At 67.6% G+C, this 23,528-nt stretch carries 25 protein-coding genes and 4 tRNA genes; 24 read left to right on the forward strand and 5 right to left on the reverse strand.

Annotated elements, in window-relative coordinates:
• The first annotated feature begins 277 nt into the window (after nucleotides 1–277).
• The 3 genes from EV691_RS07300 to EV691_RS07310 all read left to right on the forward strand — a co-directional run bounded on the left by EV691_RS07300 (nucleotide 278) and on the right by EV691_RS07310 (nucleotide 3,760).
• The gene (locus EV691_RS07300; protein ID WP_131301976.1) at nucleotides 278–1,234 is read left to right on the forward strand and encodes a TAXI family TRAP transporter solute-binding subunit; all 957 of its coding nucleotides are present in this window, start codon (nucleotides 278–280) and stop codon (nucleotides 1,232–1,234) included.
• Nucleotides 1,235–1,355: 121 nt separating this feature from the next.
• Nucleotides 1,356–3,380 carry a TRAP transporter permease gene (locus tag EV691_RS07305; RefSeq protein ID WP_131301973.1) on the forward strand — a complete coding sequence of 675 codons (2,025 nt, stop codon included), beginning with the start codon at nucleotides 1,356–1,358 and terminating at the stop codon, nucleotides 3,378–3,380.
• Nucleotides 3,377–3,760 (forward strand): DUF1850 domain-containing protein, encoded by a 384-nt coding sequence (locus EV691_RS07310; RefSeq protein ID WP_131301970.1) that lies wholly within the window; start codon nucleotides 3,377–3,379, stop codon nucleotides 3,758–3,760. Before EV691_RS07305 ends, EV691_RS07310 begins: the two co-directional genes overlap by 4 nt.
• Before the next feature lie 144 nt (nucleotides 3,761–3,904).
• On the opposite strand, the gene EV691_RS07315 is transcribed toward EV691_RS07310, so the two are convergent.
• The 3 genes from EV691_RS07315 to EV691_RS07325 form a co-directional block, all read right to left on the reverse strand.
• On the reverse strand, nucleotides 3,905–4,300 hold the full coding sequence (locus EV691_RS07315) for a group II truncated hemoglobin (protein WP_131301967.1): 396 nt from the start codon (nucleotides 4,298–4,300) through the stop codon (nucleotides 3,905–3,907).
• An 83-nt stretch (nucleotides 4,301–4,383) separates the two neighbouring features.
• On the reverse strand, nucleotides 4,384–6,087 hold the full coding sequence (locus tag EV691_RS07320; protein WP_242672653.1) for an AAA family ATPase: 1,704 nt from the start codon (nucleotides 6,085–6,087) through the stop codon (nucleotides 4,384–4,386).
• Between the two features lie 255 nt (nucleotides 6,088–6,342).
• Nucleotides 6,343–7,341 (reverse strand): sulfate ABC transporter substrate-binding protein, encoded by a 999-nt coding sequence (locus EV691_RS07325; protein WP_131301961.1) that lies wholly within the window; start codon nucleotides 7,339–7,341, stop codon nucleotides 6,343–6,345.
• Nucleotides 7,342–7,556: 215 nt separating this feature from the next.
• Here EV691_RS07325 and EV691_RS07330 point away from each other — a divergent pair, with 215 nt between their 5' ends.
• The 10 genes from EV691_RS07330 (at nucleotide 7,557) to EV691_RS07375 (ending at nucleotide 13,375) form a co-directional block, all read left to right on the forward strand.
• Complete coding sequence (locus tag EV691_RS07330; RefSeq protein ID WP_131301958.1) at nucleotides 7,557–8,195, forward strand: peroxiredoxin; 639 nt, start codon at nucleotides 7,557–7,559, stop codon at nucleotides 8,193–8,195.
• 10 nt (nucleotides 8,196–8,205) lie between these two features.
• Nucleotides 8,206–8,799, forward strand: a complete 594-nt coding sequence (gene ssuE / locus EV691_RS07335; RefSeq protein ID WP_039804919.1) for an NADPH-dependent FMN reductase — start codon at nucleotides 8,206–8,208, stop codon at nucleotides 8,797–8,799.
• 97 nt (nucleotides 8,800–8,896) lie between these two features.
• Nucleotides 8,897–9,859: a sulfonate ABC transporter substrate-binding protein gene (locus tag EV691_RS07340; RefSeq protein WP_131301956.1), complete on the forward strand. Its 963-nt coding sequence runs from the start codon at nucleotides 8,897–8,899 to the stop codon at nucleotides 9,857–9,859.
• A 52-nt stretch (nucleotides 9,860–9,911) separates the two neighbouring features.
• A complete protein-coding gene (gene ssuD, locus EV691_RS07345) occupies nucleotides 9,912–11,060 on the forward strand; it encodes an FMNH2-dependent alkanesulfonate monooxygenase (protein WP_131301953.1) in 1,149 nt (382 codons plus the stop codon).
• Between the two features lie 162 nt (nucleotides 11,061–11,222).
• Nucleotides 11,223–12,017 (forward strand): aliphatic sulfonate ABC transporter permease SsuC, encoded by a 795-nt coding sequence (gene ssuC / locus EV691_RS07350; protein WP_131301950.1) that lies wholly within the window; start codon nucleotides 11,223–11,225, stop codon nucleotides 12,015–12,017.
• Complete coding sequence (gene ssuB, locus EV691_RS07355) at nucleotides 12,014–12,814, forward strand: aliphatic sulfonates ABC transporter ATP-binding protein (protein WP_131301947.1); 801 nt, start codon at nucleotides 12,014–12,016, stop codon at nucleotides 12,812–12,814. The genes ssuC and ssuB overlap by 4 nt, the downstream gene beginning before the upstream one ends.
• A 101-nt stretch (nucleotides 12,815–12,915) precedes the next feature.
• Nucleotides 12,916–12,991 (forward strand) — tRNA-Ala (locus EV691_RS07360).
• A 57-nt stretch (nucleotides 12,992–13,048) separates the two neighbouring features.
• Nucleotides 13,049–13,124: transfer RNA gene (locus EV691_RS07365), tRNA-Glu, on the forward strand.
• Nucleotides 13,125–13,174: 50 nt separating this feature from the next.
• Nucleotides 13,175–13,250: transfer RNA gene (locus EV691_RS07370), tRNA-Ala, on the forward strand.
• A 49-nt stretch (nucleotides 13,251–13,299) separates the two neighbouring features.
• Nucleotides 13,300–13,375, forward strand: a tRNA-Glu gene (locus tag EV691_RS07375).
• A 161-nt stretch (nucleotides 13,376–13,536) separates the two neighbouring features.
• Here EV691_RS07375 and sodC read toward each other — a convergent pair.
• Nucleotides 13,537–14,058: a superoxide dismutase family protein gene (gene sodC, locus EV691_RS07380; RefSeq protein WP_165496620.1), complete on the reverse strand. Its 522-nt coding sequence runs from the start codon at nucleotides 14,056–14,058 to the stop codon at nucleotides 13,537–13,539.
• 146 nt (nucleotides 14,059–14,204) lie between these two features.
• Here sodC and EV691_RS07385 point away from each other — a divergent pair, with 146 nt between their 5' ends.
• The 11 genes from EV691_RS07385 to EV691_RS07435 all read left to right on the forward strand — a co-directional run bounded on the left by EV691_RS07385 (nucleotide 14,205) and on the right by EV691_RS07435 (nucleotide 22,653).
• Entirely contained in the window at nucleotides 14,205–15,035 is an 831-nt protein-coding gene (locus EV691_RS07385; RefSeq protein WP_131302022.1) for a MinD/ParA family protein, read from the forward strand.
• 117 nt (nucleotides 15,036–15,152) lie between these two features.
• Nucleotides 15,153–15,839 (forward strand): cytochrome c biogenesis heme-transporting ATPase CcmA, encoded by a 687-nt coding sequence (gene ccmA / locus EV691_RS07390; protein ID WP_131301941.1) that lies wholly within the window; start codon nucleotides 15,153–15,155, stop codon nucleotides 15,837–15,839.
• Nucleotides 15,836–16,507 carry a heme exporter protein CcmB gene (ccmB, locus tag EV691_RS07395; protein ID WP_039804904.1) on the forward strand — a complete coding sequence of 224 codons (672 nt, stop codon included), beginning with the start codon at nucleotides 15,836–15,838 and terminating at the stop codon, nucleotides 16,505–16,507. Before ccmA ends, ccmB begins: the two co-directional genes overlap by 4 nt.
• 90 nt (nucleotides 16,508–16,597) lie before the next feature.
• On the forward strand, nucleotides 16,598–17,350 hold the full coding sequence (locus EV691_RS07400) for a heme ABC transporter permease (RefSeq protein ID WP_131301938.1): 753 nt from the start codon (nucleotides 16,598–16,600) through the stop codon (nucleotides 17,348–17,350).
• A complete protein-coding gene (gene ccmD, locus EV691_RS07405) occupies nucleotides 17,347–17,523 on the forward strand; it encodes a heme exporter protein CcmD (protein WP_039804899.1) in 177 nt (58 codons plus the stop codon). Before EV691_RS07400 ends, ccmD begins: the two co-directional genes overlap by 4 nt.
• Entirely contained in the window at nucleotides 17,520–17,987 is a 468-nt protein-coding gene (gene ccmE / locus EV691_RS07410; protein WP_131301936.1) for a cytochrome c maturation protein CcmE, read from the forward strand. Before ccmD ends, ccmE begins: the two co-directional genes overlap by 4 nt.
• A complete protein-coding gene (locus EV691_RS07415; RefSeq protein ID WP_131301933.1) occupies nucleotides 17,984–19,957 on the forward strand; it encodes a heme lyase CcmF/NrfE family subunit in 1,974 nt (657 codons plus the stop codon). Before ccmE ends, EV691_RS07415 begins: the two co-directional genes overlap by 4 nt.
• 2 nt (nucleotides 19,958–19,959) lie before the next feature.
• Nucleotides 19,960–20,490: a DsbE family thiol:disulfide interchange protein gene (locus EV691_RS07420; protein WP_131301931.1), complete on the forward strand. Its 531-nt coding sequence runs from the start codon at nucleotides 19,960–19,962 to the stop codon at nucleotides 20,488–20,490.
• A complete protein-coding gene (locus EV691_RS07425) occupies nucleotides 20,487–20,960 on the forward strand; it encodes a cytochrome c-type biogenesis protein (RefSeq protein ID WP_131301928.1) in 474 nt (157 codons plus the stop codon). Before EV691_RS07420 ends, EV691_RS07425 begins: the two co-directional genes overlap by 4 nt.
• Nucleotides 20,957–22,174, forward strand: a complete 1,218-nt coding sequence (gene ccmI / locus EV691_RS07430) for a c-type cytochrome biogenesis protein CcmI (RefSeq protein ID WP_131301925.1) — start codon at nucleotides 20,957–20,959, stop codon at nucleotides 22,172–22,174. Before EV691_RS07425 ends, ccmI begins: the two co-directional genes overlap by 4 nt.
• Entirely contained in the window at nucleotides 22,174–22,653 is a 480-nt protein-coding gene (locus tag EV691_RS07435; RefSeq protein ID WP_131301923.1) for a hypothetical protein, read from the forward strand. The genes ccmI and EV691_RS07435 overlap by 1 nt, the downstream gene beginning before the upstream one ends.
• Before the next feature lie 11 nt (nucleotides 22,654–22,664).
• Here EV691_RS07435 and EV691_RS07440 read toward each other — a convergent pair whose 3' ends face one another.
• Nucleotides 22,665–23,522 carry an ion transporter gene (locus tag EV691_RS07440; RefSeq protein WP_131301920.1) on the reverse strand — a complete coding sequence of 286 codons (858 nt, stop codon included), beginning with the start codon at nucleotides 23,520–23,522 and terminating at the stop codon, nucleotides 22,665–22,667.
• Nucleotides 23,523–23,528: the final 6 nt, after the last annotated feature.

The raw sequence follows: 23,528 nt of genomic DNA on the forward strand, positions 1-23,528 counted from the left end.
GTCGGCGGATTTTTGCCGACGGCTGTTCCTGCTCGGCAAAATCCGCTTACCATCCTCCGGCCTTCCGGCGCAAACCCGCATTCCAGAGCTATCGGGTGCTGGTGGCACTATGGTTGCGGTATGCTGGTGAGGTTATGCCGGCCGAGTCCAAGAACAGCGTCAAGGCGAGTTCCCATCCTCCTCATGCCCGTTGTTCCCGTCAGCCGTATAGCTCCTGCCTCTCGCCGTCTGCAGGCGGCGAACGCAGTATCCATGGAAGAAATCTGGAGAATAAAAAATGAAACTGAGCAAGCATTTTAGCCTGTTCGCCGCTGCCGCGGCCTTCACTGCCAGCACCGCGGTCCTGGCCGCGCCCACCTTCATCAACATCCTCACCGGGGGCACCAGCGGGGTCTACTACCCGGTCGGCGTCGCCCTGTCGCAGCTGTACGGCAAGAACATCGAGGGCGCCAAGACCTCGGTGCAGGCGACCAAGGCCTCGGTGGAGAACCTCAACCTGCTGCAGGCCGGTCGCGGCGAGCTGGCCTTCGCTCTCGGCGACTCGGTGGCCGACGCCTGGAACGGGGTGGAGGATGCCGGCTTCAAGGCACCGTTGAAGAGCCTGCGGGCCATCGCCGGCACCTACCACAACTACATCCAGGTGGTCGCCAGCGCCGATTCCGGCATCAAGACCCTGGCCGACCTCAAGGGCAAGCGCATCTCGGTCGGCGCGCCGAAGTCCGGCACCGAGCTGAACGCCCGGGCCATCTTCAAGGCCGCCGGGATGACCTACGAGGACCTGGGCAAGGTGGAGTTCCTGCCCTATGCCGAATCGGTGGAGCTGATCAAGAACCGCCAGCTCGACGCCACCTTGCAGTCCTCGGGCCTGGGCATGGCGGCGATCCGCGACCTGGCGACCACCATGCCGGTGACCTTCGTCGCCATTCCTGCCGAGGTGGTGGCGAAGATCGGCAGCCCGGCCTACCAGGCCGGCGTGATTCCGGCCGGCACCTACGAGGGGCAGACCGCCGACGTACCCACCGTGGCCATCACCAACATCCTAGTCAGCCACGCCAAGGTGTCCGACGAGGTCGCCTACCAGATGACCAAACTGATGTTCGACAACCTGCCGGCCCTGGGCAACGCCCACTCCGCGGCCAAGGACATCAAGCTGGAAAACGCCACCAGCAACCTGCCGATCCCGCTGCACCCCGGTGCCGAGCGCTTCTACAGGGAAGCCGGCGTGCTGAAGTAAGCCGTCCGGTTTGCGGCGGCGGCGCTCCGGCGCGGCCCGCCGCACCTGCCGGTGGGGCCTGTGCGTGCAGGTTCTGCCGGTGGCTCTCGTCCTCTTCCCGATTTTCGTCCCGAGGTGTCCCATGAGCGAAAGCCAAGGCATGCACGCCAGTCCCAGCGAGTGGCCGAAGGCGCTGTTCGCCGTCGCCCTGCTGTTCTCCGTTTACCAGATCATCACCGCCGCCTTCCATCCGGTGAGTACCCAGATCCTGCGCGCCGGCCACGTCGGCTTCCTGCTGCTGCTGGTGTTCCTCTGCTACCCGACACGCGGTACCGACCGCCCGTTCCAGCCGCTGGCCTGGCTGCTCGGCCTTGCCGGCATGAGCACCTTCGCCTATCAGTGGGTGTTCGAGGCCGACCTGATCCAGCGCTCCGGCGAGCTGACCGACGCCGACATGGCCATCGGCATCGTCCTCATCGTGCTGGTGTTCGAGGCGGCGCGGCGGGTGATGGGCATTGCCCTGCCGCTGATCTGCGCGCTGTTCCTCGCCTACGGCCTGTTCGGCGAATACTTGCCGGGCGACCTGGCGCACCGCGGCTACGGTTTCGACCAGATCGTCAACCAGCTGGCCTTCGGCACCGAGGGCCTATACGGCACGCCGACCTACGTCTCGGCCACCTACATCTTCCTGTTCATCCTGTTCGGCTCCTTCCTCGAGCAGGCCGGGATGATCAAGCTGTTCACCGACTTCTCCATGGGCCTGTTCGGCCACAAGCTGGGCGGTCCGGCCAAGGTGTCGGTGGTCTCCTCGGCGCTGATGGGCACCATCACCGGCTCCGGGGTCGCCAACGTGGTCACCACCGGCCAGTTCACCATCCCGCTGATGAAGCGCTTCGGCTACAAGGCGGCCTTCGCTGGCGCCGTGGAGGCCACCGCCAGCATGGGCAGTCAGATCATGCCGCCGGTGATGGGTGCGGTGGCCTTCATCATGGCCGAGACCATCAACGTGCCCTACGCCGAGGTGGCCAAGGCCGCCCTGCTGCCGGCGCTGCTGTATTTCGGCTCGACCTTCTGGATGGTCCATCTGGAGGCCAAGCGCGCCGGGCTCAAGGGCCTGCCCAAGGAGCAGTGCCCGGACGCCTGGGCGGCGGTGAAGCAAAGCTGGTACCTGCTGATCCCGCTGGGCGTGCTGGTCTACCTGCTGTTCTCCGGGCGCACGCCGATGTTCTCCGGTACCGTGGGCCTGGCGCTGACCGCCATGGTCATCCTCGGCTCGGCGATCATCCTCAAGGTGTCGTCCAATGCCCTGCGCATCGCCTTCTGGATCGCCCTCGGCATCCTCTGCGCCGGCTTCTTCCAGCTTGGCATCGGCGTGGTGTTCGGCGTCATCGGTGTGCTGGTGGCGATCTGCTGGTTCGTCAAGGGCGGCCGCGACACCCTCACCGTGTGTCTGCACGCGCTGGTCGAGGGCGCGCGCCATGCGGTGCCGGTAGGCATCGCCTGCGCCCTGGTCGGGGTGATCATCGGCGTGGTGTCGCTGACCGGGGTGGCCTCGACCTTCGCCGGCTATATCCTCGCCATCGGCCAGGACAACCTGTTCCTCTCGCTGGTGCTGACCATGCTTACCTGCCTGGTGCTGGGCATGGGCATTCCGACCATCCCCAACTACATCATCACCAGCTCGATCGCCGCGCCCGCGCTGCTCGACCTCGGCGTGCCGCTGATCGTCTCGCACATGTTCGTCTTCTACTTCGGCATCATGGCCGACCTGACGCCGCCGGTGGCCCTGGCCGCCTTCGCCGCGGCGCCGATCGCCCGCGAGAGCGGACTGAAGATCGGCCTGTGGGCGGTGCGCATCGCCGTGGCCGGTTTCGTGGTGCCGTTCATGGCGGTCTACGATCCGGCGCTGATGCTGCAGAGCGACAGCTGGCTGGCGATCCTCTACGTGCTGTTCAAGGCGGCCTTCGCCATCGCTCTGTGGGGCGCGGGGTTCACCGGCCACCTGCAGCGCGACCTGAGCTGGTGGGAGCGCCTGCTGGCCTTCGCCGCCGGGGTGTCGATGGTCATGGCCATGCCGGTGACCGACGAGATCGGCTTCGCCCTCGGTGTGCTGTTCCTCGCCCAGCACTTCTGGCGTGCCCGCCGTGCCGAGGTGGCGACGGCGTGATCGGCCTGTGCCTGGGGCTGGCCGGCGCGGTATGGGCACAGCTGCCCGTGCCGGCCTTCACCCTGGCCTGGAGCCACACGATCGAGAAGATCCGCTGGGAGGAGGACTACCGCGTTACCGCAGAGGGTTTGTTGCTCGGCGAGGCGCGGGTCAGGGGCAGCGGCGCCGGCATGGAGATCCCGGACGGCGCCGTGCTGCACGACGGCAGCTGGCACTACCGGCGCCAGCTGCCGCCGCTGCAGCCCCTGCGCCTGGGGCGCACGCCCGAGGCGGGGGACTACCAATTGTGCCTCGATGGCGCCTGCCATGCCCTGGCCGAATGGCTCGGCCCGCCGCGGGCGGAGCGACCGGCGGTCGAGCTGTGGAGCTGCGTGCAGTGACCTGACCGTCGTCGGGGCAGGCGGTGGAAAATCGCTGCGCGAGTTTTCCACCCTACGGCTACGGCAAGCCTTCAGGTGTCGGCTTCCGCAGGGTGGGTAATGGCGCAGCCTTACCCACCGATGGAGACTGTGAAGGTTTCGCCCTCAATCCGAGGTTGCGCGGTTGCGCAGGTGGTCGGCGAAGGCGTAGATCGGCGCCTTGATCAGCCCCTTGGCCGTCTCGCTGGCGCCGATGTCGTCCAGTGCCTTGTTCAGGCAGAGCATCCACTGGTCGCGCTCCTTCGGGCCGATGGCGAAGGGCTGGTGCGCCGGGCCCATGGCCACGGTGCCGTATTTCTCCAGGTACAGCTTCGGACCGCCGAGCCAGCCGGAGAGGTACTCGAAGAGCTTCTCGCGCACCGGACCGGTGTCCGCGCCGTGCATGCGGCGGATGGTCTCCGCCTCGGGCAGGCGCTCCATGTTGTCGTAGAAGGCGTTGCACAGCCGGCGCACACCTTCCGCGCCGCCGAGCAGTTGATAGGGGGTGAGGACGTTGATCATGCAGAACGCTCCGTGGATTTTCCGATTGCCGCCCTGCTGCCGGCCGGCAGCAGGGTGGCCTTGACCTGAATTACGGACTCCGTTCAGGCGTGCCTGCCCATGTCCATGCCGCGGAAGATGCTGCAGCGCTCGAACACCGCCAGGCCCGGTTCCACCGACTTGTGGTGGCAGTACTTGGCCACCAGCTTGGCCAGGCCCTTGATGTCGCGGCCGCTGGCGTCCGGGAAGAGGGCAGCTAGGCGCTCGCAGAGTTCGGGGGCGACGCTCAGGCCGAACTGCTCGGTCATCACCTGCCAGATCCGCCGGCGATCCTCCAGGCCGGGCGGGTGGTACTTGATCAGCGCGATGCAGCGCGACACCACCGCCTCGTCGATGTCGTCGACCCGGTTGGTGGTGAGGAACAGCAGGCCGTTGAAGTACTCCAGCACGCGCAGGAACACGCCGACCACCGCGTTGGCGGTGATGTTGTCGTCGCGCCGCTTGATGTATACGTCGGCCTCGTCGATCAGCATCACCGCGCCCCAGCGCTGGGCGCGGGTCAGGGTGGCCTTGAGGGTCTTTTCCATCTCCGCGACGTTCAGGCCGAGCTGGCCGGAGTGCACGCGGTACAGCGGGCGCTTGATGATCTCCGAGTAGACCTCGGCGGTCAGCGTCTTGCCCACCCCGGGCGGGCCGGCGCAGAGCACCGTGGTGCCGCCGGACTTGCCCTCGACGATGTCGTCCATCAGCACGTCCATCTCGGCGGTGAGGATGTCGATCAGGTCGGTCTGCTCCGGCGGCAGGATCAGCTTGTCCTTGAGTTCCGGCTGGTAGACGTAGGGCTGCATGTCGTCGACGTGCACCCACAGGTGGTGGTGCAGGTCGAGGTGGAACATCAGGATGTAGCCATGCACCGGCAGCTCGGCGAACACTCCCTCGGGGATGTCGCTGCGCACCGCTTCGGTGGCCTTCTCCACGCGCTCGTCGTACTTCACGCTGCGTCCGGCCTTGCGCAGGTACTTGCCGAGCACGTCGCCGCTGGCGTCGAGCACCAGTGCGCGGTCCTTGAGGATCTCCTCGTCGTTGACCAGCCGCGCGCTGCCGCCGGAGGAGGAGAGCACCACCCGTTCCTTGCGGGTCCAGTCGGTGTTGCGGTGGGTGGCGGTCGGGTCCTCGGCGAAGATCCCGGTGCCGCTCGCTGCGAACTGCCGGCCGTAGTCGGCGCGGTGCTCGAAGAAGCGCGCCGTGGAGTGGTCGTAGGCGGCGATCAGCTCCGGGGTTTCGCGGAGGAAGCCCTTGGCGATGAGGATTTCCGCGATGGTCCGGCCGAGGATGTCGCGCTCGAGGATGGTCAGGGTCTGCGAGGTGACCCGCGCCATGGAGTTGGCCTTCAGCTCGATCAGGATGCGCCCGCTTTCCTCCTCGCCCGGCGGGGTGAAGTCGATGCGCGACACCAGGTAGGCGAGCGGCTTGCCGGCCATGTTGATCTTGAACAGCCAGCCGCGGAGCGCGCCGCGGATCAGGAACTCGGCGACCGCCGGGACCATTCGCTCTAGGTCGCGCTCGCCGTAGCGCTCGCCGCCGTCGCTGACCGCCCGGCGCAGGGTGGCGATCTGCGCCGCGCGCAGCTCCATGCTCGGCCCTGCGGCGAGGTACAGCCGGTGCAGGTGGTCGAGCTGCGCCAGCGTCAGCTGCTCGAAGACCACTTCGGCCCGGTTGCCGAATTTCAGTTGATGGGTCAGCGCCGACAGCTCGGGGAATGTGCTGACCAACGCCTCGACGTAGGGTCGATCGATGAGAAGTTTCATGCCGGTCCAGCCTTGGTAACCACGGAGAAAGCCTTCCAGCAAGCTCCATGCCACTGAATAAGTCGTTGATTCTACAAGGGCGTTTCCGGTTTTCTGTACGCTTCTCTACATAGCGGACGAGGTCTGTTGTGGCGGAGGGGACAAACCGCGGGGCGGGATTCCGTGCCTCCGGTTGGGGAACGCGTCTGCGCGGAGAGGGGCGGGTGGAAAACGCCGAACGGTTTTCCACCCGGGGGACGGCGAGGGGGCAGGGGTTCAGCGGCCGCCGTAGACCTGGTCGAACACGCCGCCGTCGTTGAAGTGGGTCTTCTGGATGGTCGGCCAGTCGCCGAAGGTCTTCACCACGTTGAGCAGCTCGACCCTGGGGAAGCGGTCGGCGAACTCGGCGAGAATCGTCGGGTTGCGCGGACGCAGGTAGTTGTTGGCGGCGATGCGCTGGCCCTCGTCGGACCACAGGTACTTCAGGTAGGCCTCGGCCTCCTTGCGGGTCCCCTTCCTGTCGACCACCTTGTCGACCACCGTCACCGGCGGCTCGGCTTCGGCGGAAACGCTGGGATAGACCACCTCGAAGCCGCCGCGACCGAATTCGCGGGCGATCATTTCCGCCTCGTTCTCGAAGGTCACCAGCACGTCGCCGATCTGGTTCTGCATGAAGGTGGTGGTGGCGGCGCGGCCGCCGGTGTCGAGCACCGGGGCCTGCTTGAACAGCTTGCCGACGAAGTCGCGGGCGGCCTGTTCGTCGCCGCCGTTCTTCAGCACGTAGCTCCAGGCCGAGAGGTAGGTGTAGCGGCCGTTGCCCGAGGTCTTGGGATTGGGCACCACCACCTGCACGCCGTCCTTGAGCAGGTCGGGCCAGTCCTTGAGCTGTTTCGGGTTGCCCTTGCGAACGATGAACACGGTCGCCGAGGTGAAGGGCGCGCTGTTGTCCGGCAGGCGCTCGGCCCAGTTCTCCGGAATCAGCTTGCCGTGTTCGTGCAGAGCGTTGATGTCGGTGGCCATGTTCATGGTGATGACGTCGGCCGGCAGGCCGTCGATCACCGCGCGCGCCTGCTTGCTGGAGCCGCCGTGGGACATCTGGATCTGCAGCGGCGGGTTGCCTTCGGCCTGCCAGTGCTTCTGGAAGGCCGGGTTGTATTCCTTGTAGAAGTCGCGCATCACGTCGTAGGAGACGTTGAGCAGGGGGGCCGCCTGGCTGGCGACGGAGGCCAGGGCCACGCCGGCCGCCAGCAGGGAAGAGGTCAGCAGTCGCTTCATGGAGACGATCCAAGGTTGTCGGACGTAGAGAGTGCAGAACTATAGAAGACTCTTTCTTATTCCATAAAAGAATATTTAGTTACTTGAATATTCCGCAACAGGAACCTTCTTTTTATTATTTTTGGTTATTAATAAATTAATATTTATTCTTTTTGTTTTATTTTCGTCCTGCTCATAGTGGCCTCCCGTTCAGGACTAGACTGCAGGAGCAGACCATGAGCATCCGTCTCGGCGACATCGCCCCCGACTTCGAACAGGATTCCAGCACCGGCCGCATCCGTTTCCACGAGTGGCTGGGCGACAGCTGGGGAGTCCTGTTTTCCCACCCGGCCGACTTCACCCCGGTGTGCACCACCGAACTGGGCTTCACCGCCAGGCTCAAGGACGAGTTCGCCAGGCGCAACGTCAAGGCCATCGCGCTCTCGGTGGACCCGGTGGACTCCCACCTGAAGTGGATCGGCGACATCGAGGAAACCCAGGACGTCCAGGTCAACTTCCCGATCCTCGCCGATGCCGATCGCAAGGTCTCCGGGCTCTACGACCTGATCCATCCGAACGCCAGCGACACCCTGACCGTGCGTTCGCTGTTCATCGTCGACCCGAACAGGAAGGTGCGGCTGATCATCACCTATCCGGCGAGCACCGGGCGCAACTTCCATGAGATCCTGCGGGTGATCGACTCGCTGCAGCTGACCGACCACTACAAGGTCGCCACCCCGGCCAACTGGCAGGACGGCGAGGAAGTGGTGATCGTGCCCTCGCTGCAGGACCCTGACGAGCTCAAGCAGCGCTTCCCGAAAGGTTTCCGTGCGGTGAAACCCTATCTGCGCCTGACCCCGCAACCGAACCGCTAAGGAGACGAGCATGCACGTTGTCCTGTTGTCCGGCAGTCCCTCGCAACGCTCGCGTGGCGAGCTGCTGCTGGACTACGCCCGCGACTACCTGGAGCGCCGGGGGATCGCGGTGTCGCTGATCCGGGTGCGCGACTTCGCCGCCGAGGAACTGCTCCACGCCCGCTTCGACAGCGCCGCGGTGCGCGACCTGCAGGCCGCGGTCGGCCTGGCCGACGGCCTGATCGTTGCGACCCCGGTGTACAAGGCATCCTTCTCCGGCGCGTTGAAGGTGCTGCTCGATCTGCTGCCCGAACGGGTGCTGAGCGACAAGGTGGTGCTGCCGGTGGTCAGCGGCGGCAGTCCGGCCCATCTGCTGGCGGTGGATTACGCCCTCAAGCCGGTGCTCTCGGCGCTCAAGGCCCAGGAGGTGCTGACCGGGGTGTTCGCCGTGGATGCGCAGATCGCCTATCCCGAGGGCGAGCAGCCGGCGCGCTTCGCCGACGAGCTGGTCGAGCGGCTCGACGAGTCCCTCGACGATCTGCTCGCCGCGCTGATCCGCCGCAGCGGGTCCCTGGAAGTTCGCCTGCCCCACGACCGGTCGGAACACGTCCGCCGGAGTCTCTGATTTCCTCAGCCGCTGTCAGCAGCGGAACCCCCGCCTTACTGGCCCGTCAACGGGCGAGCAGGTCGCACACCCAGTCAATGCGAAGGAGCGGTCGCCCATGCGCGCCATCACTTTGCGTCGAAGTCTGGCTGCCCTGTTCGCGGCAGCCGTTTCCTTCGGCGCCATCACCCAGGCACAGGCCGAGACCCTGCGGATCGGCTATCAGAAGTACGGAACCCTGGTGCTGCTCAAGGCCAAGGGCACGCTCGAGAAGCGCCTGGCGGCCCAGGGCATCGAGGTGCAGTGGACCGAGTTCCCCGGCGGCCCGCAGCTGCTGGAGGGCCTGAACGTCGGCTCCGTCGATTTCGGCGTGACCGGCGAAACCCCGCCGGTGTTCGCCCAGGCCGCCGGCGCCGACCTGCGCTATGTCGCCTTCGAGCCGCCGGCTCCGCTGGGCGAGGCGATCCTGGTACCCCAGGATTCGCCGATCAGGAGCGTCGCCGAACTCAAGGGCAAGAAGGTCGCCCTGAACAAGGGCTCCAACGTCCACTACCTGCTGGTCCGCGCCCTGGAAGAGGCGGGCCTGGGCATCCGGGACATCACCCCGGTGTACCTGCCGCCGGCCGACGGCCGCGCCGCCTTCGAGGGTGGCCGGGTGGACGCCTGGGTGATCTGGGACCCCTTCCAGTCCGCCGCCGAGAAGCAGCTGGCGGCGCGCACCCTGCGCAACGGCCAGGGCATCGTCGACAACCATCAGTTCTATCTGGCCAGCGGAGCCTACGTCGGCAAGCACCCGCAGGTGATCGAGGCGCTGATCGAGGAAGTGCGCAGCGTCGGCGAGGATTCCAGGGCCGATCCGCAGAAGGTCACCGCGCAGGTCGCGCCGCTGATCGGCCTGTCCCCGGAAATCACCCACCAGGCGGTGGTGCGCCAGGGCTACGGCGCGCAGCCGCTCACCCCGGCGGTGGTCGCGGCACAGCAGAAGATCGCCGACACCTTCGCCGAGCTGAAGCTGATTCCCAAGCGCCTGAGCATCGAGGACGTGGTCTGGACGCCGCCGGCCAAGCTGGCCCGGCAGTAGTTCACCGGCGTTCGCCCGCACTCCCAAGCCCCCATCGAAAGGAGATCACTCCATGAGTCTGAATGTTTTCTGGTTTCTGCCCACCCACGGCGACGGCCACTACCTGGGCACCGCCGAGGGCGCCCGCGCCGTCGACCACGCCTACCTGCAGCAGATCGCCCAGGCCGCCGACCGCCTCGGTTTCGGTGGCGTGCTGATTCCCACCGGGCGTTCCTGCGAGGACTCCTGGCTGGTCGCCGCCTCGCTGATTCCGGTCACCCAGCGCCTGAAGTTCCTCGTCGCCCTGCGCCCGGGGATCATTTCGCCGACCGTGGCGGCACGCCAGGCGGCGACCCTCGACCGGCTGTCCGGCGGTCGTGCGCTGTTCAACCTGGTGACCGGCGGCGACCCGGAGGAACTGGCCGGCGAGGGCCTGCACCTCTCCCACGCCGAACGCTACGAGGCGGCCGCCGAATTCACCCGCATCTGGCGTGGCGTGCTGTCCGGCGAGACCGTCGACCTGAAGGGCAAGCACATCTGGGTCGAGGGCGCCAGGCTGCTCTATCCACCGCTCCAGCAGCCCCATCCGCCGCTGTACTTCGGCGGCTCCTCGGAAGCCGCCCACGAGCTGGCCGCCGAGCAGGTCGACCTCTACCTGACCTGGGGCGAGCCGCCGGCCGCAGTGGCCGAGAAGATCGCCGACGTGCGCGCCCGCGCCGCCCGCCACGGGCGCACGGTGCGCTTCGGCATCCGCCTGCACGTGATCGTCCGCGAAACCAGCGAGGAGGCCTGGGCGGCCGCCGACCGCCTGATCAGTCACCTGGACGACGAGACCATCGCCAAGGCCCAGGCCTCGCTGGCACGCTTCGACTCGGTCGGCCAGCAGCGCATGGCTGCCCTGCACGGCGGCAGCAAGGACAATCTGGAGGTGTCGCCGAACCTCTGGGCCGGCGTCGGCCTGGTGCGTGGCGGGGCCGGCACCGCGCTGGTCGGCGACGGCCCGACCGTGGCGGCGCGGATCAAGGAATACGCCGATCTCGGCATCGACACCTTCGTGCTCTCCGGCTACCCGCACCTGGAGGAGTCCTACCGGGTCGCCGAGCTGCTCTTCCCGCATCTGGAGCTGGAGCGCCCGGCCAGGGCGGAAGGGCGCAGCTACGTCAGCCCGTTCGGCGAGGTGGTGGCCAACGACATCCTGCCCAGGGCGGCGGCTGCCAGTTGATTCGTAGGGAGCTGATCGTGCCCACGCTCCTGCGTGGGCACGCTGCCCCCACTGGACGCCGAGCGTCCACGTCGCGGGTTCCCACGCAGGAGCGTGGCAACCATCGTGAAAGCGCTGCGTGCACTTTCCAGCCTACGGACCGCAAGACTCAAGAGATTGAAAATGAGTACAACCCATATCAACCGGCTGGCCGAGCGCCTCTCGCCCTGGGCGCTGCCGCTGGCGCTGCTCGGGCTGTGGCAGGGCGCGGTGGCCAGCGGGCTGCTTTCCACGCGTATCCTGCCGGCACCGAGTGCGGTGCTGGAGGCCGGCTGGAACCTGCTCGCCAGCGGCGATCTCTGGCAACACCTGGCGATCAGCGGCTGGCGGGCGAGCATCGGCTTCGCCATCGGCGGCGGCCTCGGCCTGCTGCTCGGTTTCGTCACCGGCCTGTCGAAGTGGGGCGAGCGCCTGCTCGACAGCTCGGTGCAGATGGTGCGCAACGTACCGCACCTGGCGCTGATCCCGCTGGTGATCCTCTGGTTCGGCATCGACGAGGCGGCGAAGATCTTCCTGGTCGCCCTCGGCACCTTGTTTCCCATCTATCTGAATACCTACCACGGCATCCGCAACGTCGACGCCGGCCTGGTGGAGATGGCGCGCAGCTACGGCCTGTCCGGGTTCGCCCTGTTCCGCCAGGTGATCCTGCCCGGCGCGCTGCCGTCGATCCTGGTCGGCGTGCGCTTCGCCCTCGGCTTCATGTGGCTGACGCTGATCGTCGCGGAAACCATTTCCGCCAGCTCCGGCATCGGCTATCTGGCGATGAACGCCCGCGAATTCCTGCAGACCGACGTGGTGGTGCTGGCGATCCTGCTTTATGCCGTGCTCGGCAAGCTGGCCGACGTGGCGGCGCGCACCCTGGAGCGCCTGTGGCTGCGCTGGCATCCGGCCTATCAGGCCAAGGCAGGTGCCCGATGAGCGCCCTGCACACGCTGAAGAACGGTATTCCGCTGGCGCTCGAAGGCCTCCACAAGGCGTTCGGCGAGCGCCAGGTGCTGCAGGCGATCGACCTGCACATCCCGGCCGGGCAGTTCGTCGCGGTGGTTGGCCGCAGCGGTTGCGGCAAGAGCACCCTGCTGCGCCTGCTGGCCGGGCTGGATGCGCCCACTGGCGGCGCGCTGCTGGCCGGCCAGGTGCCGCTGGCACAGGTGCGCGAGGACACCCGGCTGATGTTCCAGGACGCGCGCCTGCTGCCCTGGAAACGGGTGATCGACAACGTCGGTCTCGGCCTGTCCGGCGACTGGCGTCCCCGCGCCGAGGAGGCCCTGGCTGCGGTGGGGCTGGCCGAGCGCGCCGGGGAGTGGCCGGCGGCGCTGTCCGGCGGGCAGAAGCAGCGCGTGGCCCTGGCGCGGGCGCTGATCCACCGCCCGCGCCTGCTGCTGCTCGACGAGCCGCTGGGCGCGCTGGACGCGCTGACCCGCATCGAGATGCAGCAACTGATCGAGCGGCTCTGGCAGCAGCATGGCTTCACCGTGCTGCTGGTCACCCACGATGTCAGCGAAGCGGTCGCCGTCGCCGACCGGGTGATCCTGATCGAGGAGGGGCGCATCGGCCTGGATCTGCCGATCGACTTGCCGCGCCCACGCAACCGCGGTTCGGCACGTCTCGCCGCGCTGGAGGCGGAGGTTCTCGAGCGGGTGCTCGCACCGGCCGGGTCCCTAGCCGCTCGCGAGCCTCCGGCGGCCCGCGCCAGCTGGCAGGGTAGCGCGTCCTGAACCGCCGTGTCCGGTAAGTAGTTGTTCTACTGGCAAAAAAAATCGAAAAATCTGTTGACAGGGGTTTGGAGCGGTCCTAATATGCGCCCCGTCCTCGAGACGGGGCTATAGCTCAGCTGGGAGAGCGCTTGCATGGCATGCAAGAGGTCGACGGTTCGATCCCGTCTAGCTCCACCACTCTCGATTCGAGAGTGGCCACGTCAGTCAGCTTGACTGATCGGTTTTGAAGGTTTCGTCCCCTTCGTCTAGTGGCCTAGGACACCGCCCTTTCACGGCGGTAACAGGGGTTCGAGTCCCCTAGGGGACGCCATTTCCAGCGACAGCGCCTTGGCGCTGTCTACGTCGAGAGACGCTAAATCCGGGGCTATAGCTCAGCTGGGAGAGCGCTTGCATGGCATGCAAGAGGTCGACGGTTCGATCCCGTCTAGCTCCACCAATTCCACGCGAGGTCGGCGCGTATCGCCGGCTTTGTCATCGAAGGTTTCGTCCCCTTCGTCTAGTGGCCTAGGACACCGCCCTTTCACGGCGGTAACAGGGGTTCGAGTCCCCTAGGGGACGCCAGTTCTACCCTCCATTGGGTTCAAAGGGTCGCCTGTATAGGTGACCCTTTTTGTTTATCACGTTCTCCAACTCCGTTTCCGACCGGATCCCCTGCTGCTTGAATCAAGCCTGGCGGCAGGGGAGAGTTGCTTGGCGTCCGTGCTGATGCGCGATTCAGGCGATCACTTGATGACGCCGCAGGCCACCCGAGCTCCGCCACCGCCCAGCGGCGCGGGGCTGTCGGCATGGTTGTCGCTACCGGCATGCACCATCAGGGCATGACCCTTGAGTGCCGCCAGGTCCTTCAGGCGCGGTGCCAGCACCGGTTGCGTGGCCTTGCCGTCGGCGCCCACGTAGAGGGCCGGCAGGTCGCCCAGGTGGCCGTCTCCCCAGGGCTGGCCATGCTTTGCGGTATTCTGCGGATCCCAGTGGCCGCCGGCGGCGCCGGCAGCGACCTTCTGGCCGTCCTTTTCCGCGACGGCGCAGCTGCCCGAGGCGTGGACGTGGAAGCCATGAATGCCGGGTTGCAGTCCCTCGAGGTTGGGGGTGAAGACCAGGCCGTGTTCGTTCTGCTCGATGCTGACGGTGCCGAGCGCTGCGCCGATGCCGTCGCCGCTCACCGCGTCGAGCGTGACGCTGAGCGGCGCGGCCTGCAGGGGCAGTGCGCAGCTGGCGGCCAGTGCTGCAATCAGCCATTTCTTCATGGGTTTCTCCTTGTTGTGCATGCAAAAGGGCGTTCGTGCCCTGGATGCGGCCAGCTTGGCGTAGGCTTGCTGGCACGGTGGTTATGCTGGACCCTGGTGGGTCGGGCGGTCAATGATGTGGGCGGGCGAGGCAGGCAGTGAGCGACATGGCAAGCATGGGTCCGGTGCAGGTCATTGCGGTGACCAGTGGCAAGGGCGGGGTGGGCAAGAGTGTGGCGGCGGTGAATCTGGCGCTGGCGCTGGCCGGGCTCGGGCGGCGGGTGATGCTGCTCGATGGCGATCTGGCGATGGGGAATGTCGACGTGCTGCTCGGTCTTGGCGCCGAGCGCACCCTGGTCGACGTCTTCGCTGGAGACTGTGGGCTGGAAGATATAGTGCTGGCGGGGCCGGGCGGTATCCGTGTGGTGCCTGCGGCCTCCGGCATGTGCAGCATGGCGCGTCTCTCCGCCCGGCAGCAGGCCGGGCTGATCCATGACTTCGGGCGGCTCGCCGACCAGCTCGACGTGCTGGTGGTGGACACCGCTTCCGGCATCGACGATTCGACGGTCGGCTTCGTGCGGGCGGCGCGGGAAGTGCTCGTGGTGCTCTGCGACGAGCCGGCGTCGATCGCCGATGCCTACGCGTTGATCAGGCTGCTCAATCGCGACTGCGGGGTGACTCGCTTCCGGATCCTCGCCAACATGGTGGCGGGACCTCGCGAGGGGCGCGAGTTGTTCGCCAAGCTGCTCCGGCTGACCGAGCAGTTCCTCGCCGCAACCCTGCAGTACGTCGGTGCCGTGCCCTGGGACGACAGCCTTCGCCGGGCGGTGCAGCGGCAGACGGCGGTCTGCGAGGCGTTTCCCCGCTCGAAGAGCGCGCTGGCCTTCCGGGCGATCGCCGAGAAGGTCGATGGCTGGCCGTTGCCGGCCAACCCGCGGGGGCATGTGGAGTTCTTCGTCGAGCATCTGATTCGCACGGCGCAGGCGAAGTCGGCGTAGGGCGCCCCCGGCGGGCGGCTTTCCCTGATGCTCCCGGCCGAGGCGGCGGCGCGGCGAAAATAGCCCCTTCGGCCAGTGGGTTCGGCATGTATAATGCGGGCCCGCCCGGATTGACGCATGCCGCGCTCAGACCGGTATTGCCGTGTTGAGGTCGATGGTAAGCCTATTGTGACCAGCCCCTTTCTCGAAGCCTTGGCGCTCGCCTGCGAGCGGGACTGGCGCATGCTGTTCGAGCGGCTCGACCTGGCGCTGGTTCCCGGCGACATGCTGCAGGTGGTCGGGCCCAACGGCAGCGGCAAGACCAGCCTGCTGCGCCTGCTGGCCGGCCTGATGCAACCCACGGCCGGAGAGGTGCGCCTGCAGGGGCGCAGTCTGCGCGGTCAGCGTGCCGAGCTGGCGCGCAACCTGCTCTGGATCGGCCATGCCGCCGGCATCAAGGGGCTGCTGACCGCCGAGGAGAACCTCGCCTGGCTCTGCGCCCTGCATCGTCCTGCCGGACGCGAGGCGATCTGGCAGGCGCTGGCGGCAGTCGGCCTGCGCGGCTTCGAGGATGTGCCCTGCCATACCCTGTCGGCCGGCCAGCAGCGCCGCGTGGCGCTCGCCCGCCTGCATCTGGAGGCGGCGCCGCTGTGGATCCTCGACGAGCCCTTCACCGCCCTCGACCGCCAGGGCGTGGCCCAGCTGGAGCGGCATCTGCAGGGGCACTGCGAGCGTGGCGGGATGGTCGTGCTGACCACCCATCACCGCCTGGAGATCAGGCCGGCGACTTTCCGCGAGCTGGATCTGGAGCGGCACGCCGCATGAGCAGTGTGTTCGCCCTCCTGCTGGCCCGCGAGTCGCGGCTGCTGTTCCGCCGGCCGGCCGAACTGGTCAATCCGCTGGTGTTCTTCGCCATCGTCATCGCCCTGTTCCCGCTTGCCGTGGGGCCCGAGTCGCAGCTCTTGCAGACGCTCTCGCCCGGGCTGATCTGGGTGGCGGCGCTGCTCGCCGTGCTGCTCTCGCTCGATGGGCTGTTCCGCAGCGACTTCGAGGACGGCTCCCTGGAGCAATGGGTGGTGGCGCCGCAGCCGCTGCCGCTGCTGGTGCTCGCCAAGGTGCTGGCGCACTGGTTGTTCTCCGGGCTGGCGCTGGTCCTGCTGGCGCCGCTGCTGGCCCTGATGCTGGGGTTGCCGGCCCGCTGCCTGCCGGTGCTGCTGCTCTCGCTGCTGCTCGGCACCCCGATTCTGAGCCTGCTCGGAGCCGTCGGCGCAGCGCTGATCGTGGGCCTCAAGCGTGGCGGCCTGCTGCTGCCGCTGTTGATCCTGCCGCTGTACATCCCCGTGCTGATTCTCGGCAGCGGGGCGTTGCAGGCGGCACTGCAGGGACTGCCGGCGACCGGCCACCTGCTGTGGCTGGCCAGCCTGGCCATGCTGGCCGTGACCCTGCTGCCCTTTGCGATCGCCGCCGGTCTGAGCATCAGCGTCGGCGAGTGAGTGATCCGCCCGAAAGGCCGGATCGAGCGGTTACGGAACGACCGAAGCGGGCCGGGCGTATCCGGTCCCCTGAGAATGTGAGTGGTCTCGATGAATTGGACATGGTTTCACAAGCTGGGTTCGCCCAAGTGGTTCTATGAAATCAGCGGCCGCTGGTTGCCCTGGTTCGCCGTGGCCGCCGCGCTGCTGCTCGGCGTCGGCCTGGTCTGGGGACTGGCCTTCGCGCCGCCGGACTACCAGCAGGGCAACAGCTTCCGCATCATCTACATCCATGTGCCGGTGGCCTTCCTCGCCCAGTCCTGCTATGTGCTGCTGGCGGTGGCCGGGCTGGTCGGGCTGGTCTGGCGCATGAAGCTGGCCGACATCGCCCTGCAGTGCGCGGCACCCATCGGCGCCTGGATGACCTTCATCGCCCTGGTCACCGGCGCCATCTGGGGCAAGCCGACCTGGGGCACCTGGTGGATCTGGGATGCCCGGCTGACCTCAATGCTGATCCTGCTGTTCCTCTATTTCGGCATCATCGCCCTCGGCCAGGCGATCGCCAACCGCGACAGCGCCGCCAAGGCCTGCGCGGTGCTGGCGATCGTCGGGGTGGTCAACATCCCGATCATCAAGTACTCGGTCGAATGGTGGAACTCGCTGCACCAGCCGGCCACCTTCACCCTGACCGAGAAGCCGGCGATGCCCATGGAGATGTGGCTGCCGATGCTGGTCATGGTGCTTGGCATCTACTGCTTCTTCGCCGCCGTGCTGCTGCTGCGCATGCGCCTCGAGGTGCTCAGGCGCGAGGCGCGCAGCAGCTGGGCCAAATCCGAGATCAAGGCTCTCGTGGGGGCAGCATGAGTTTTTCCTCGTTCGCCGAATTCGTCGCCATGGGCAACCATGGCCTCTATGTGTGGTCGGCCTATGGCATCAGCTTGGCGGTGCTGGTCATCAATGTCGCCGGGCCGCTGCTGGCGCGCCGGCGCTATCTGCAAGAAGAGGCGCGTCGCCTGCGCCGGGAGGAGTCGAAGTGAACCCTGTGCGCAAGAAACGGCTGTTCATCGTGCTGGCGATCCTCGCCGGCGTGGGCATCGCCGTGGCGCTGGCCCTGTCCGCCCTGCAGCAGAACATCAACCTGTTCTACACCCCCAGCCAGATCGCCGCAGGCGAGGCGCCGCAGGGTATGCGGATCCGTGCCGGCGGCCTGGTGGAGCAGGGCTCGGTGCAGCGCGATGCGGACTCGCTGGCGGTGTCCTTCCGGGTCACCGACGGCGCCGAGACGGTGACCGTCCGCTACCAGGGCATCCTGCCGGACCTGTTCCGCGAGGGGCAGGGCATCGTTGCGCTGGGGCGGGTCGATGGCGACGGCGCACTGCAGGCCGACGAGGTGCTGGCCAAGCACGACGAGAACTACATGCCGCCGGAAGTCAGCCAGGCGCTGGAGAAGAGCGGCATGCTCAAGCACTACGAGGGCGGCAAGCCGGGGGGCGCGCAATGATTCCCGAACTCGGCCACCTGGGGATGATCCTCGCCCTGTGCCTCGCGCTGGTGCAGGGCACTCTGCCGTTGATCGGCGCCTGGCGCGGCGACCGTCTGTGGATGAACCTGGCCGTGCCGGCCGCCTGGGGCCAGTTCGCCTTCCTGCTGTTCGCCTTCCTCTGCCTGACCCAGGCCTTCCTGGTCGACGACTTCTCGGTCGCCTACGTGGCTGGCAACTCCAACAGCGCCTTGCCCTGGTATTACAAGTTCAGCGCCGTGTGGGGCGCCCACGAGGGCTCGCTGCTGCTCTGGGCGCTGATCCTGTCCGCCTGGACCTTCGCCGTGTCGATCTTCTCCCGGCAGCTGCCGGAGGAGATGCTGGCCCGCGTGCTGGGCGTGATGGGGCTGATCAGCGTCGGCTTCCTGCTGTTCCTGATCGTCACCTCCAACCCCTTCGCGCGCCTCTTGCCGCAGTCGCCGGCGAATGGACGCGATCTCAACCCGCTGCTCCAGGACTTCGGTCTGATCGTCCATCCGCCGATGCTCTACATGGGCTATGTCGGCTTCTCGGTGGCCTTCGCTTTCGCCATCGCCGCGCTGCTCGGCGGCCGCCTGGACGCCGCCTGGGCACGCTGGTCGCGGCCCTGGACGCTGGTTGCCTGGGCCTTCCTCGGCATCGGCATCGTGCTCGGCTCCTGGTGGGCCTACTACGAGCTGGGCTGGGGCGGCTGGTGGTTCTGGGACCCGGTGGAGAACGCCTCCTTCATGCCCTGGCTGGTCGGCACCGCGCTGCTCCACTCGCTGGCGGTGACGGAGAAGCGCGGGGTGTTCAAGAGCTGGACGGTGCTCCTGGCCATCGCCGCCTTCTCGCTGAGCCTGCTCGGCACCTTCCTGGTGCGCTCCGGCGTGCTGACCTCGGTGCATGCCTTCGCCAACGACCCGGAGCGCGGGGTATTCATCCTCGGCTTCCTGCTGCTGGTGGTCGGCAGCTCGCTGACCCTGTTCGCCCTCCGTGCGCCGGTGGTCAAGAGCCAGGTCGGCTTTGCCCTCTGGTCGCGGGAGACCCTGTTCTTGGTGAACAACCTGCTGCTGGTGGTGGCGACCTCGACCATCCTCCTCGGCACCCTCTATCCGCTGCTCTTGGATGCGCTGTCCGGCGCCAAGCTGTCGGTCGGCCCGCCGTACTTCAACGCGCTGTTCCTGCCGCTGATGGGCCTCCTGATGCTGAGCCTCGCGGTGGGCGTGCTGGCGCGCTGGAAGGACACGCCGCTGCAATGGCTGGCCGGCATGCTCGCGCCGGTGCTGCTGGCCAGCGTGGCGCTGGCCCTGCTGGCCGCCTTCGCCCTCGGCGATTTCGCCTGGGCGGTGCTGGCGACTGCTTTCCTGGCCGCCTGGGTGGTCCTCGCCGGGGGCCGCGACCTGTTCGACAAGACCCGCCACAAGGGCCTGCTCAAGGGCCTGCGCAGCCTCTCGCCGAGCTACTGGGGCATGCAGCTGTCCCACGTGGGGATCGCCGTCTGCGCCCTGGGCATCGTCCTGAGCAGCCAGGAAAGCGCCGAGCGCGACCTGCGCATGGCGCCGGGCGATGCGGTGGAGCTGGGCGGCTACCGCTTCGTCTTCGAGGGCACCCGGCATCACGAGGGTCCCAACTTCGTCGCCGACCGGGCCAGCGTCCGCGTCTTCGACGGCGATGACGAGGTGGCCGTGCTGCACCCGGAGAAGCGTCTCTACACCGTGCAGCGGATGCCGATGACCGAGGCCGGCATCGACGCCGGTTTCACCCGCGATCTCTACGTCGCCCTCGGCGAGCCGCTGGAAAACGGCGCCTGGGCGGTCCGCCTGCATATCAAGCCGTTCGTCCGCTGGATCTGGCTGGGGGGCCTGATGATGGCCTTCGGCGCAGCGCTGGCGGCCTGCGACCGGCGTTATCGGGTCAAGGTCAAGACCCGCGTGCGCGAGGCCCTGGGCCTGGCCGGACAAGGAGCCTGAAGGTGAAACGAGCGATATTCCTGTTGCCGCTGGTGCTCTTCCTGGGCATCGCGGCCTTCCTCTATCGCGGCCTGTTCCTCGATCCCGCCGAGCTGCCCTCGGCGTTGATCGGCAAGCCGTTCCCGGCGTTCTCCCTGCCCGCCGTGGAGCAGCCGGAGCGCACCCTCGGCGTCGCCGATCTCCAGGGCCGGCCGGCGCTGGTCAACGTCTGGGCGACCTGGTGCGTGTCGTGCAAGGTCGAGCATCCGGTGCTCAACGAACTGGCCCGGCGCGGCGTGAACATCGTCGGCGTCAACTACAAGGACGACAACGCCAGCGCGCTGAAATGGCTGAAGGAGTTCCACAACCCCTACCAGTTGAACATCCGCGACGAGCAGGGCAGCCTCGGCCTGGACCTGGGCGTCTACGGCGCGCCGGAAACCTTCCTCATCGACAGGCACGGCATCATCCGCCATAAGTTCGTCGGGGTGATCGACGAGCGGGTCTGGCGCGAGCAGCTTGCCGCGCGCTACCAGGAGCTGCTGGACGAATGAGAGCCTTGATCCGCGCTGCACTGCTCGGCCTGGCGCTGAGCATGACTGCCCATGCCGCCATCGACACCTACGAATTCAAGAGCGACGCCGAGCGCGAGCGCTACCGCGGCCTGATCGAGGAGCTGCGCTGTCCGAAGTGCCAGAACCAGAACATCGCCGACTCCGACGCGCCCATCGCCATGGACCTGCGCCGGGAGATCTACCGGATGCTCGGCGAAGGGCAGAGCGACGAGCAGATCGTCGACTACCTGGTGGCCCGCTACGGCGACTTCGTCCGCTACAAGCCGCCGCTCGACGCCCGGACGATGCTGCTCTGGTACGGCCCGGCGGGCCTGCTGGCGATCGGTTTCGGCGTGCTGGCGATGATTCTCGTCCGGCGTCGGCGCAGTGTCGCCACTTCCGCGTCGAACACCCTTTCCCCGGCCGAGCGCGAGCGCCTTGCCACCCTGCTGGACAAAAAAGACCCATGATCGACTTCTGGATCGCCGCCGGCCTGCTGCTGCTGCTGGCCCTGGCCTTTCTGCTGCTTCCCGTGGTGCGCGGCCGCCGCGTCCAGGCTGAGGAGGACCGCACCGCGCTCAACGTGGCGCTCTATGAGGAGCGTCTGGCCGAGCTGGAGGCGCAGCGCGCGGCCGGCACCCTGGATGCCGGGCAACTGGAGGACGGCCGCGCCGAGGCGGCCCGCGAGCTGCTGGCCGATACGGCGGACGGCGAGGGACAGCGTCGCGCCTCGCTGGGCAAGGCCGTGCCGATGGCGGTGGCGCTGCTGGTGCCGCTGCTCGGCTACGGCCTGTACCTGCACTGGGGCGCCAGCGACAAGCTCGATCTGGCCCGCCAGTTCGACGAACAGCCGAAGACCCTCGAGGAGATGACTGCCCGTCTGGAGGAGGCAGTCAAGGTCCAGCCGGACTCCGCCGAGGGCTGGTATTTCCTCGGCCGCACCTACATGGCCCAGGAGCGTCCGGTCGATGCCGTGCGGGCTTTCGAGCAGGCCGCCCGGCTGGCCCAGCGGCCGCCGGAGATCCTCGGTCAGTGGGCCCAGGCGCTGTATTTCGCCGAAGGCAAGCGCTGGAATCCGCAGATGCAGGCATTGACCGATGAGGCGCTGGCCGCTGACCCGGCCGAAGTCACCAGCCTCGGCCTGCTGGGCATCGCCGCCTTCGAGGAGCGCCGCTTCGCCGATGCCGCCGGCTACTGGGAGCGCCTGGTGGCGATCCTGCCCGAGGGCGATCCGTCGCGGGCGGCCATCGTCGGCGGCATCGCCCGCGCCCGCGAGCAGGCCGGCATGCCGGAAAGCGCGCCAGCGACGGCCAGTCAGGTCGAGCTGAAGGTCAGCGTCGCCCTGGCGCCGGAGCTGGCCGGCAAGGTGCAGCCGGACGACAGCGTATTCGTCTTCGCCCGTGCCGTTTCCGGTCCGCCGATGCCGCTGGCGGTCGAGCGCCTGCGTGTGGCCGACCTGCCGGCGCAGGTCGCCCTGAGCGACGCCGATGCGATGATGCCGCAGCTCAGGTTGTCGAACTTCGCCGAGGTGCAGCTGGTCGCCCGGGTCTCGCGGGCCGGAAATCCCACCGCGGGCGACTGGGTCGGCCAGCTCGATGCGGTGAACGCCAAGGCATCGGGCGAATACGCCCTGACCATCGATCGAGCCGACGCGCCCTCAGGGCGCGTCCCCGGAGAGGACTGATGAAGATCCGTTCCCCGTTCCCGGCGAGGTCCGCCGGGCTGCCGCGCCACCTGCGTCCGTTCGGCATGCTCGGCCTGACCCTGCTGCTGGTCGCCTGTGCCCATCAGGATTACGACCATCCACCCGAGCCGCGTCCGGCGCCGACCCAGCGTCCTCCCGTGCAGCGGCCGCCGGCGCAGGTTCCGAGGCAGCCGAGCCAGACGATCAAGGCCCTGCCTTCCTCCCCCAAGGCTGCCAGTCCGCAGCAGAGCCGGGGCGGCAACCATCCGCGCTACGCGCCGCCGCCGGATGTCGACGCCTACTGGGACAACAGCCTGGGGGTCTACGTGGTGAAGGGCCGGCCGCTGTACTACCGGGAGCGCCTGTACTACCGCTGGAACGACGGCTGGTACAGCTCCGGGCGGCCGAACGGACCCTGGGAGACGGTCGAGGGGCCGAGCGTGCCGCCGGGGCTGCGCAGCCGCCATCCGGCGCGCTGAGCGGCCGGGCGTCAGCCGTGCAGCTCCTCCTCGCTGGCCTCCGGTACGGATTCCGGGCGGTGGGGAAACAAGGCATTGCCGCAACGGCTGCAATAGGCGGCATCGGGCTCGTGGACGCCCTTTTCGCAGGTCGGGCAAGTCTGGTGCAGCCGCTCCGGCTGCATCGCGCTGGCCAGTTCGGCGGTGAAGATCCCGGTGGGCACGGCGATCACCGAGTAGCCGGTGATCATCACCAGGGTGGCCATGGCCTGGCCCAGCGGGGTCTTCGGCGTAATGTCGCCGTAGCCGACCGTGGTCATGGTCACCACCGCCCAGTAGATGCTGGCGGGAATGCTGGTGAAGCCATGCTCCGGTCCTTCGATCACATACATCAGGGTGCCGAAGACGATCACCAGGGTGGTCACGCTGAACAGGAAGACGATGATCTTCTGCCGGCTGCCGCGCAGCGCGACGAGCAGGAAGTTCGCCTGGCTCAGATAGGGCAAGAGCTTCAGCACGCGGAACACCCGCAGCATGCGCATGACCCGGATAATCAGCAGGTACTGCGCCTCGGGAAACAGCAGGGCGAGGACGGCCGGCAGCACGGCCAGCAGGTCGACGGCGCCGTAGAAGCTGAAGATGTAGCGTGACGGCCTGGGGTGGATGGCGATGCGCAGGAGGTATTCGGCGGCGAAGAGCATCGTGAAGCTCCATTCCAGGGCGTAGAACAGTTCGCCGTAGTGGTCGTAGCTCTGCACGCTGTCGAGCATCACCACCACCAGGCTGGCGAAGATGGCCAGCAGCAGCGCGATATCGAACTGCCGGCCGGCCGGCGTGTCGCTGAAGAAGACGATGATGTAGAGGCGCTCGCGCCAGCTGTTCTTGTCCATGTGCCA

Source organism: Azotobacter chroococcum, from assembly GCF_004339665.1.
Classification (GTDB): domain Bacteria; phylum Pseudomonadota; class Gammaproteobacteria; order Pseudomonadales; family Pseudomonadaceae; genus Azotobacter; species Azotobacter chroococcum.

Coding starts and splice junctions, on each gene's coding strand:
- EV691_RS07305 (WP_131301973.1), top strand. CDS start 1,356: ATGAGCGAAAGCCAAGGCATGCACGCCAGTCCCAGCGAGTGGCCGAAG.
- ssuE (WP_039804919.1), top strand. CDS start 8,206: ATGCACGTTGTCCTGTTGTCCGGCAGTCCCTCGCAACGCTCGCGTGGC.
- EV691_RS07340 (WP_131301956.1), top strand. CDS start 8,897: ATGCGCGCCATCACTTTGCGTCGAAGTCTGGCTGCCCTGTTCGCGGCA.
- ccmI (WP_131301925.1), top strand. CDS start 20,957: ATGATCGACTTCTGGATCGCCGCCGGCCTGCTGCTGCTGCTGGCCCTG.
- EV691_RS07435 (WP_131301923.1), top strand. CDS start 22,174: ATGAAGATCCGTTCCCCGTTCCCGGCGAGGTCCGCCGGGCTGCCGCGC.
- ccmA (WP_131301941.1), top strand. CDS start 15,153: ATGCCGCGCTCAGACCGGTATTGCCGTGTTGAGGTCGATGGTAAGCCT.
- EV691_RS07415 (WP_131301933.1), top strand. CDS start 17,984: ATGATTCCCGAACTCGGCCACCTGGGGATGATCCTCGCCCTGTGCCTC.
- EV691_RS07325 (WP_131301961.1), bottom strand. CDS start 7,341: ATGAAGCGACTGCTGACCTCTTCCCTGCTGGCGGCCGGCGTGGCCCTG.
- ccmB (WP_039804904.1), top strand. CDS start 15,836: ATGAGCAGTGTGTTCGCCCTCCTGCTGGCCCGCGAGTCGCGGCTGCTG.
- ssuB (WP_131301947.1), top strand. CDS start 12,014: ATGAGCGCCCTGCACACGCTGAAGAACGGTATTCCGCTGGCGCTCGAA.
- EV691_RS07440 (WP_131301920.1), bottom strand. CDS start 23,522: ATGGACAAGAACAGCTGGCGCGAGCGCCTCTACATCATCGTCTTCTTC.
- EV691_RS07425 (WP_131301928.1), top strand. CDS start 20,487: ATGAGAGCCTTGATCCGCGCTGCACTGCTCGGCCTGGCGCTGAGCATG.
- ssuC (WP_131301950.1), top strand. CDS start 11,223: ATGAGTACAACCCATATCAACCGGCTGGCCGAGCGCCTCTCGCCCTGG.
- EV691_RS07330 (WP_131301958.1), top strand. CDS start 7,557: ATGAGCATCCGTCTCGGCGACATCGCCCCCGACTTCGAACAGGATTCC.
- EV691_RS07400 (WP_131301938.1), top strand. CDS start 16,598: ATGAATTGGACATGGTTTCACAAGCTGGGTTCGCCCAAGTGGTTCTAT.
- EV691_RS07300 (WP_131301976.1), top strand. CDS start 278: ATGAAACTGAGCAAGCATTTTAGCCTGTTCGCCGCTGCCGCGGCCTTC.
- EV691_RS07385 (WP_131302022.1), top strand. CDS start 14,205: ATGGCAAGCATGGGTCCGGTGCAGGTCATTGCGGTGACCAGTGGCAAG.
- EV691_RS07320 (WP_242672653.1), bottom strand. CDS start 6,087: ATGAAACTTCTCATCGATCGACCCTACGTCGAGGCGTTGGTCAGCACA.
- sodC (WP_165496620.1), bottom strand. CDS start 14,058: ATGAAGAAATGGCTGATTGCAGCACTGGCCGCCAGCTGCGCACTGCCC.
- ccmD (WP_039804899.1), top strand. CDS start 17,347: ATGAGTTTTTCCTCGTTCGCCGAATTCGTCGCCATGGGCAACCATGGC.
- ssuD (WP_131301953.1), top strand. CDS start 9,912: ATGAGTCTGAATGTTTTCTGGTTTCTGCCCACCCACGGCGACGGCCAC.
- EV691_RS07315 (WP_131301967.1), bottom strand. CDS start 4,300: ATGATCAACGTCCTCACCCCCTATCAACTGCTCGGCGGCGCGGAAGGT.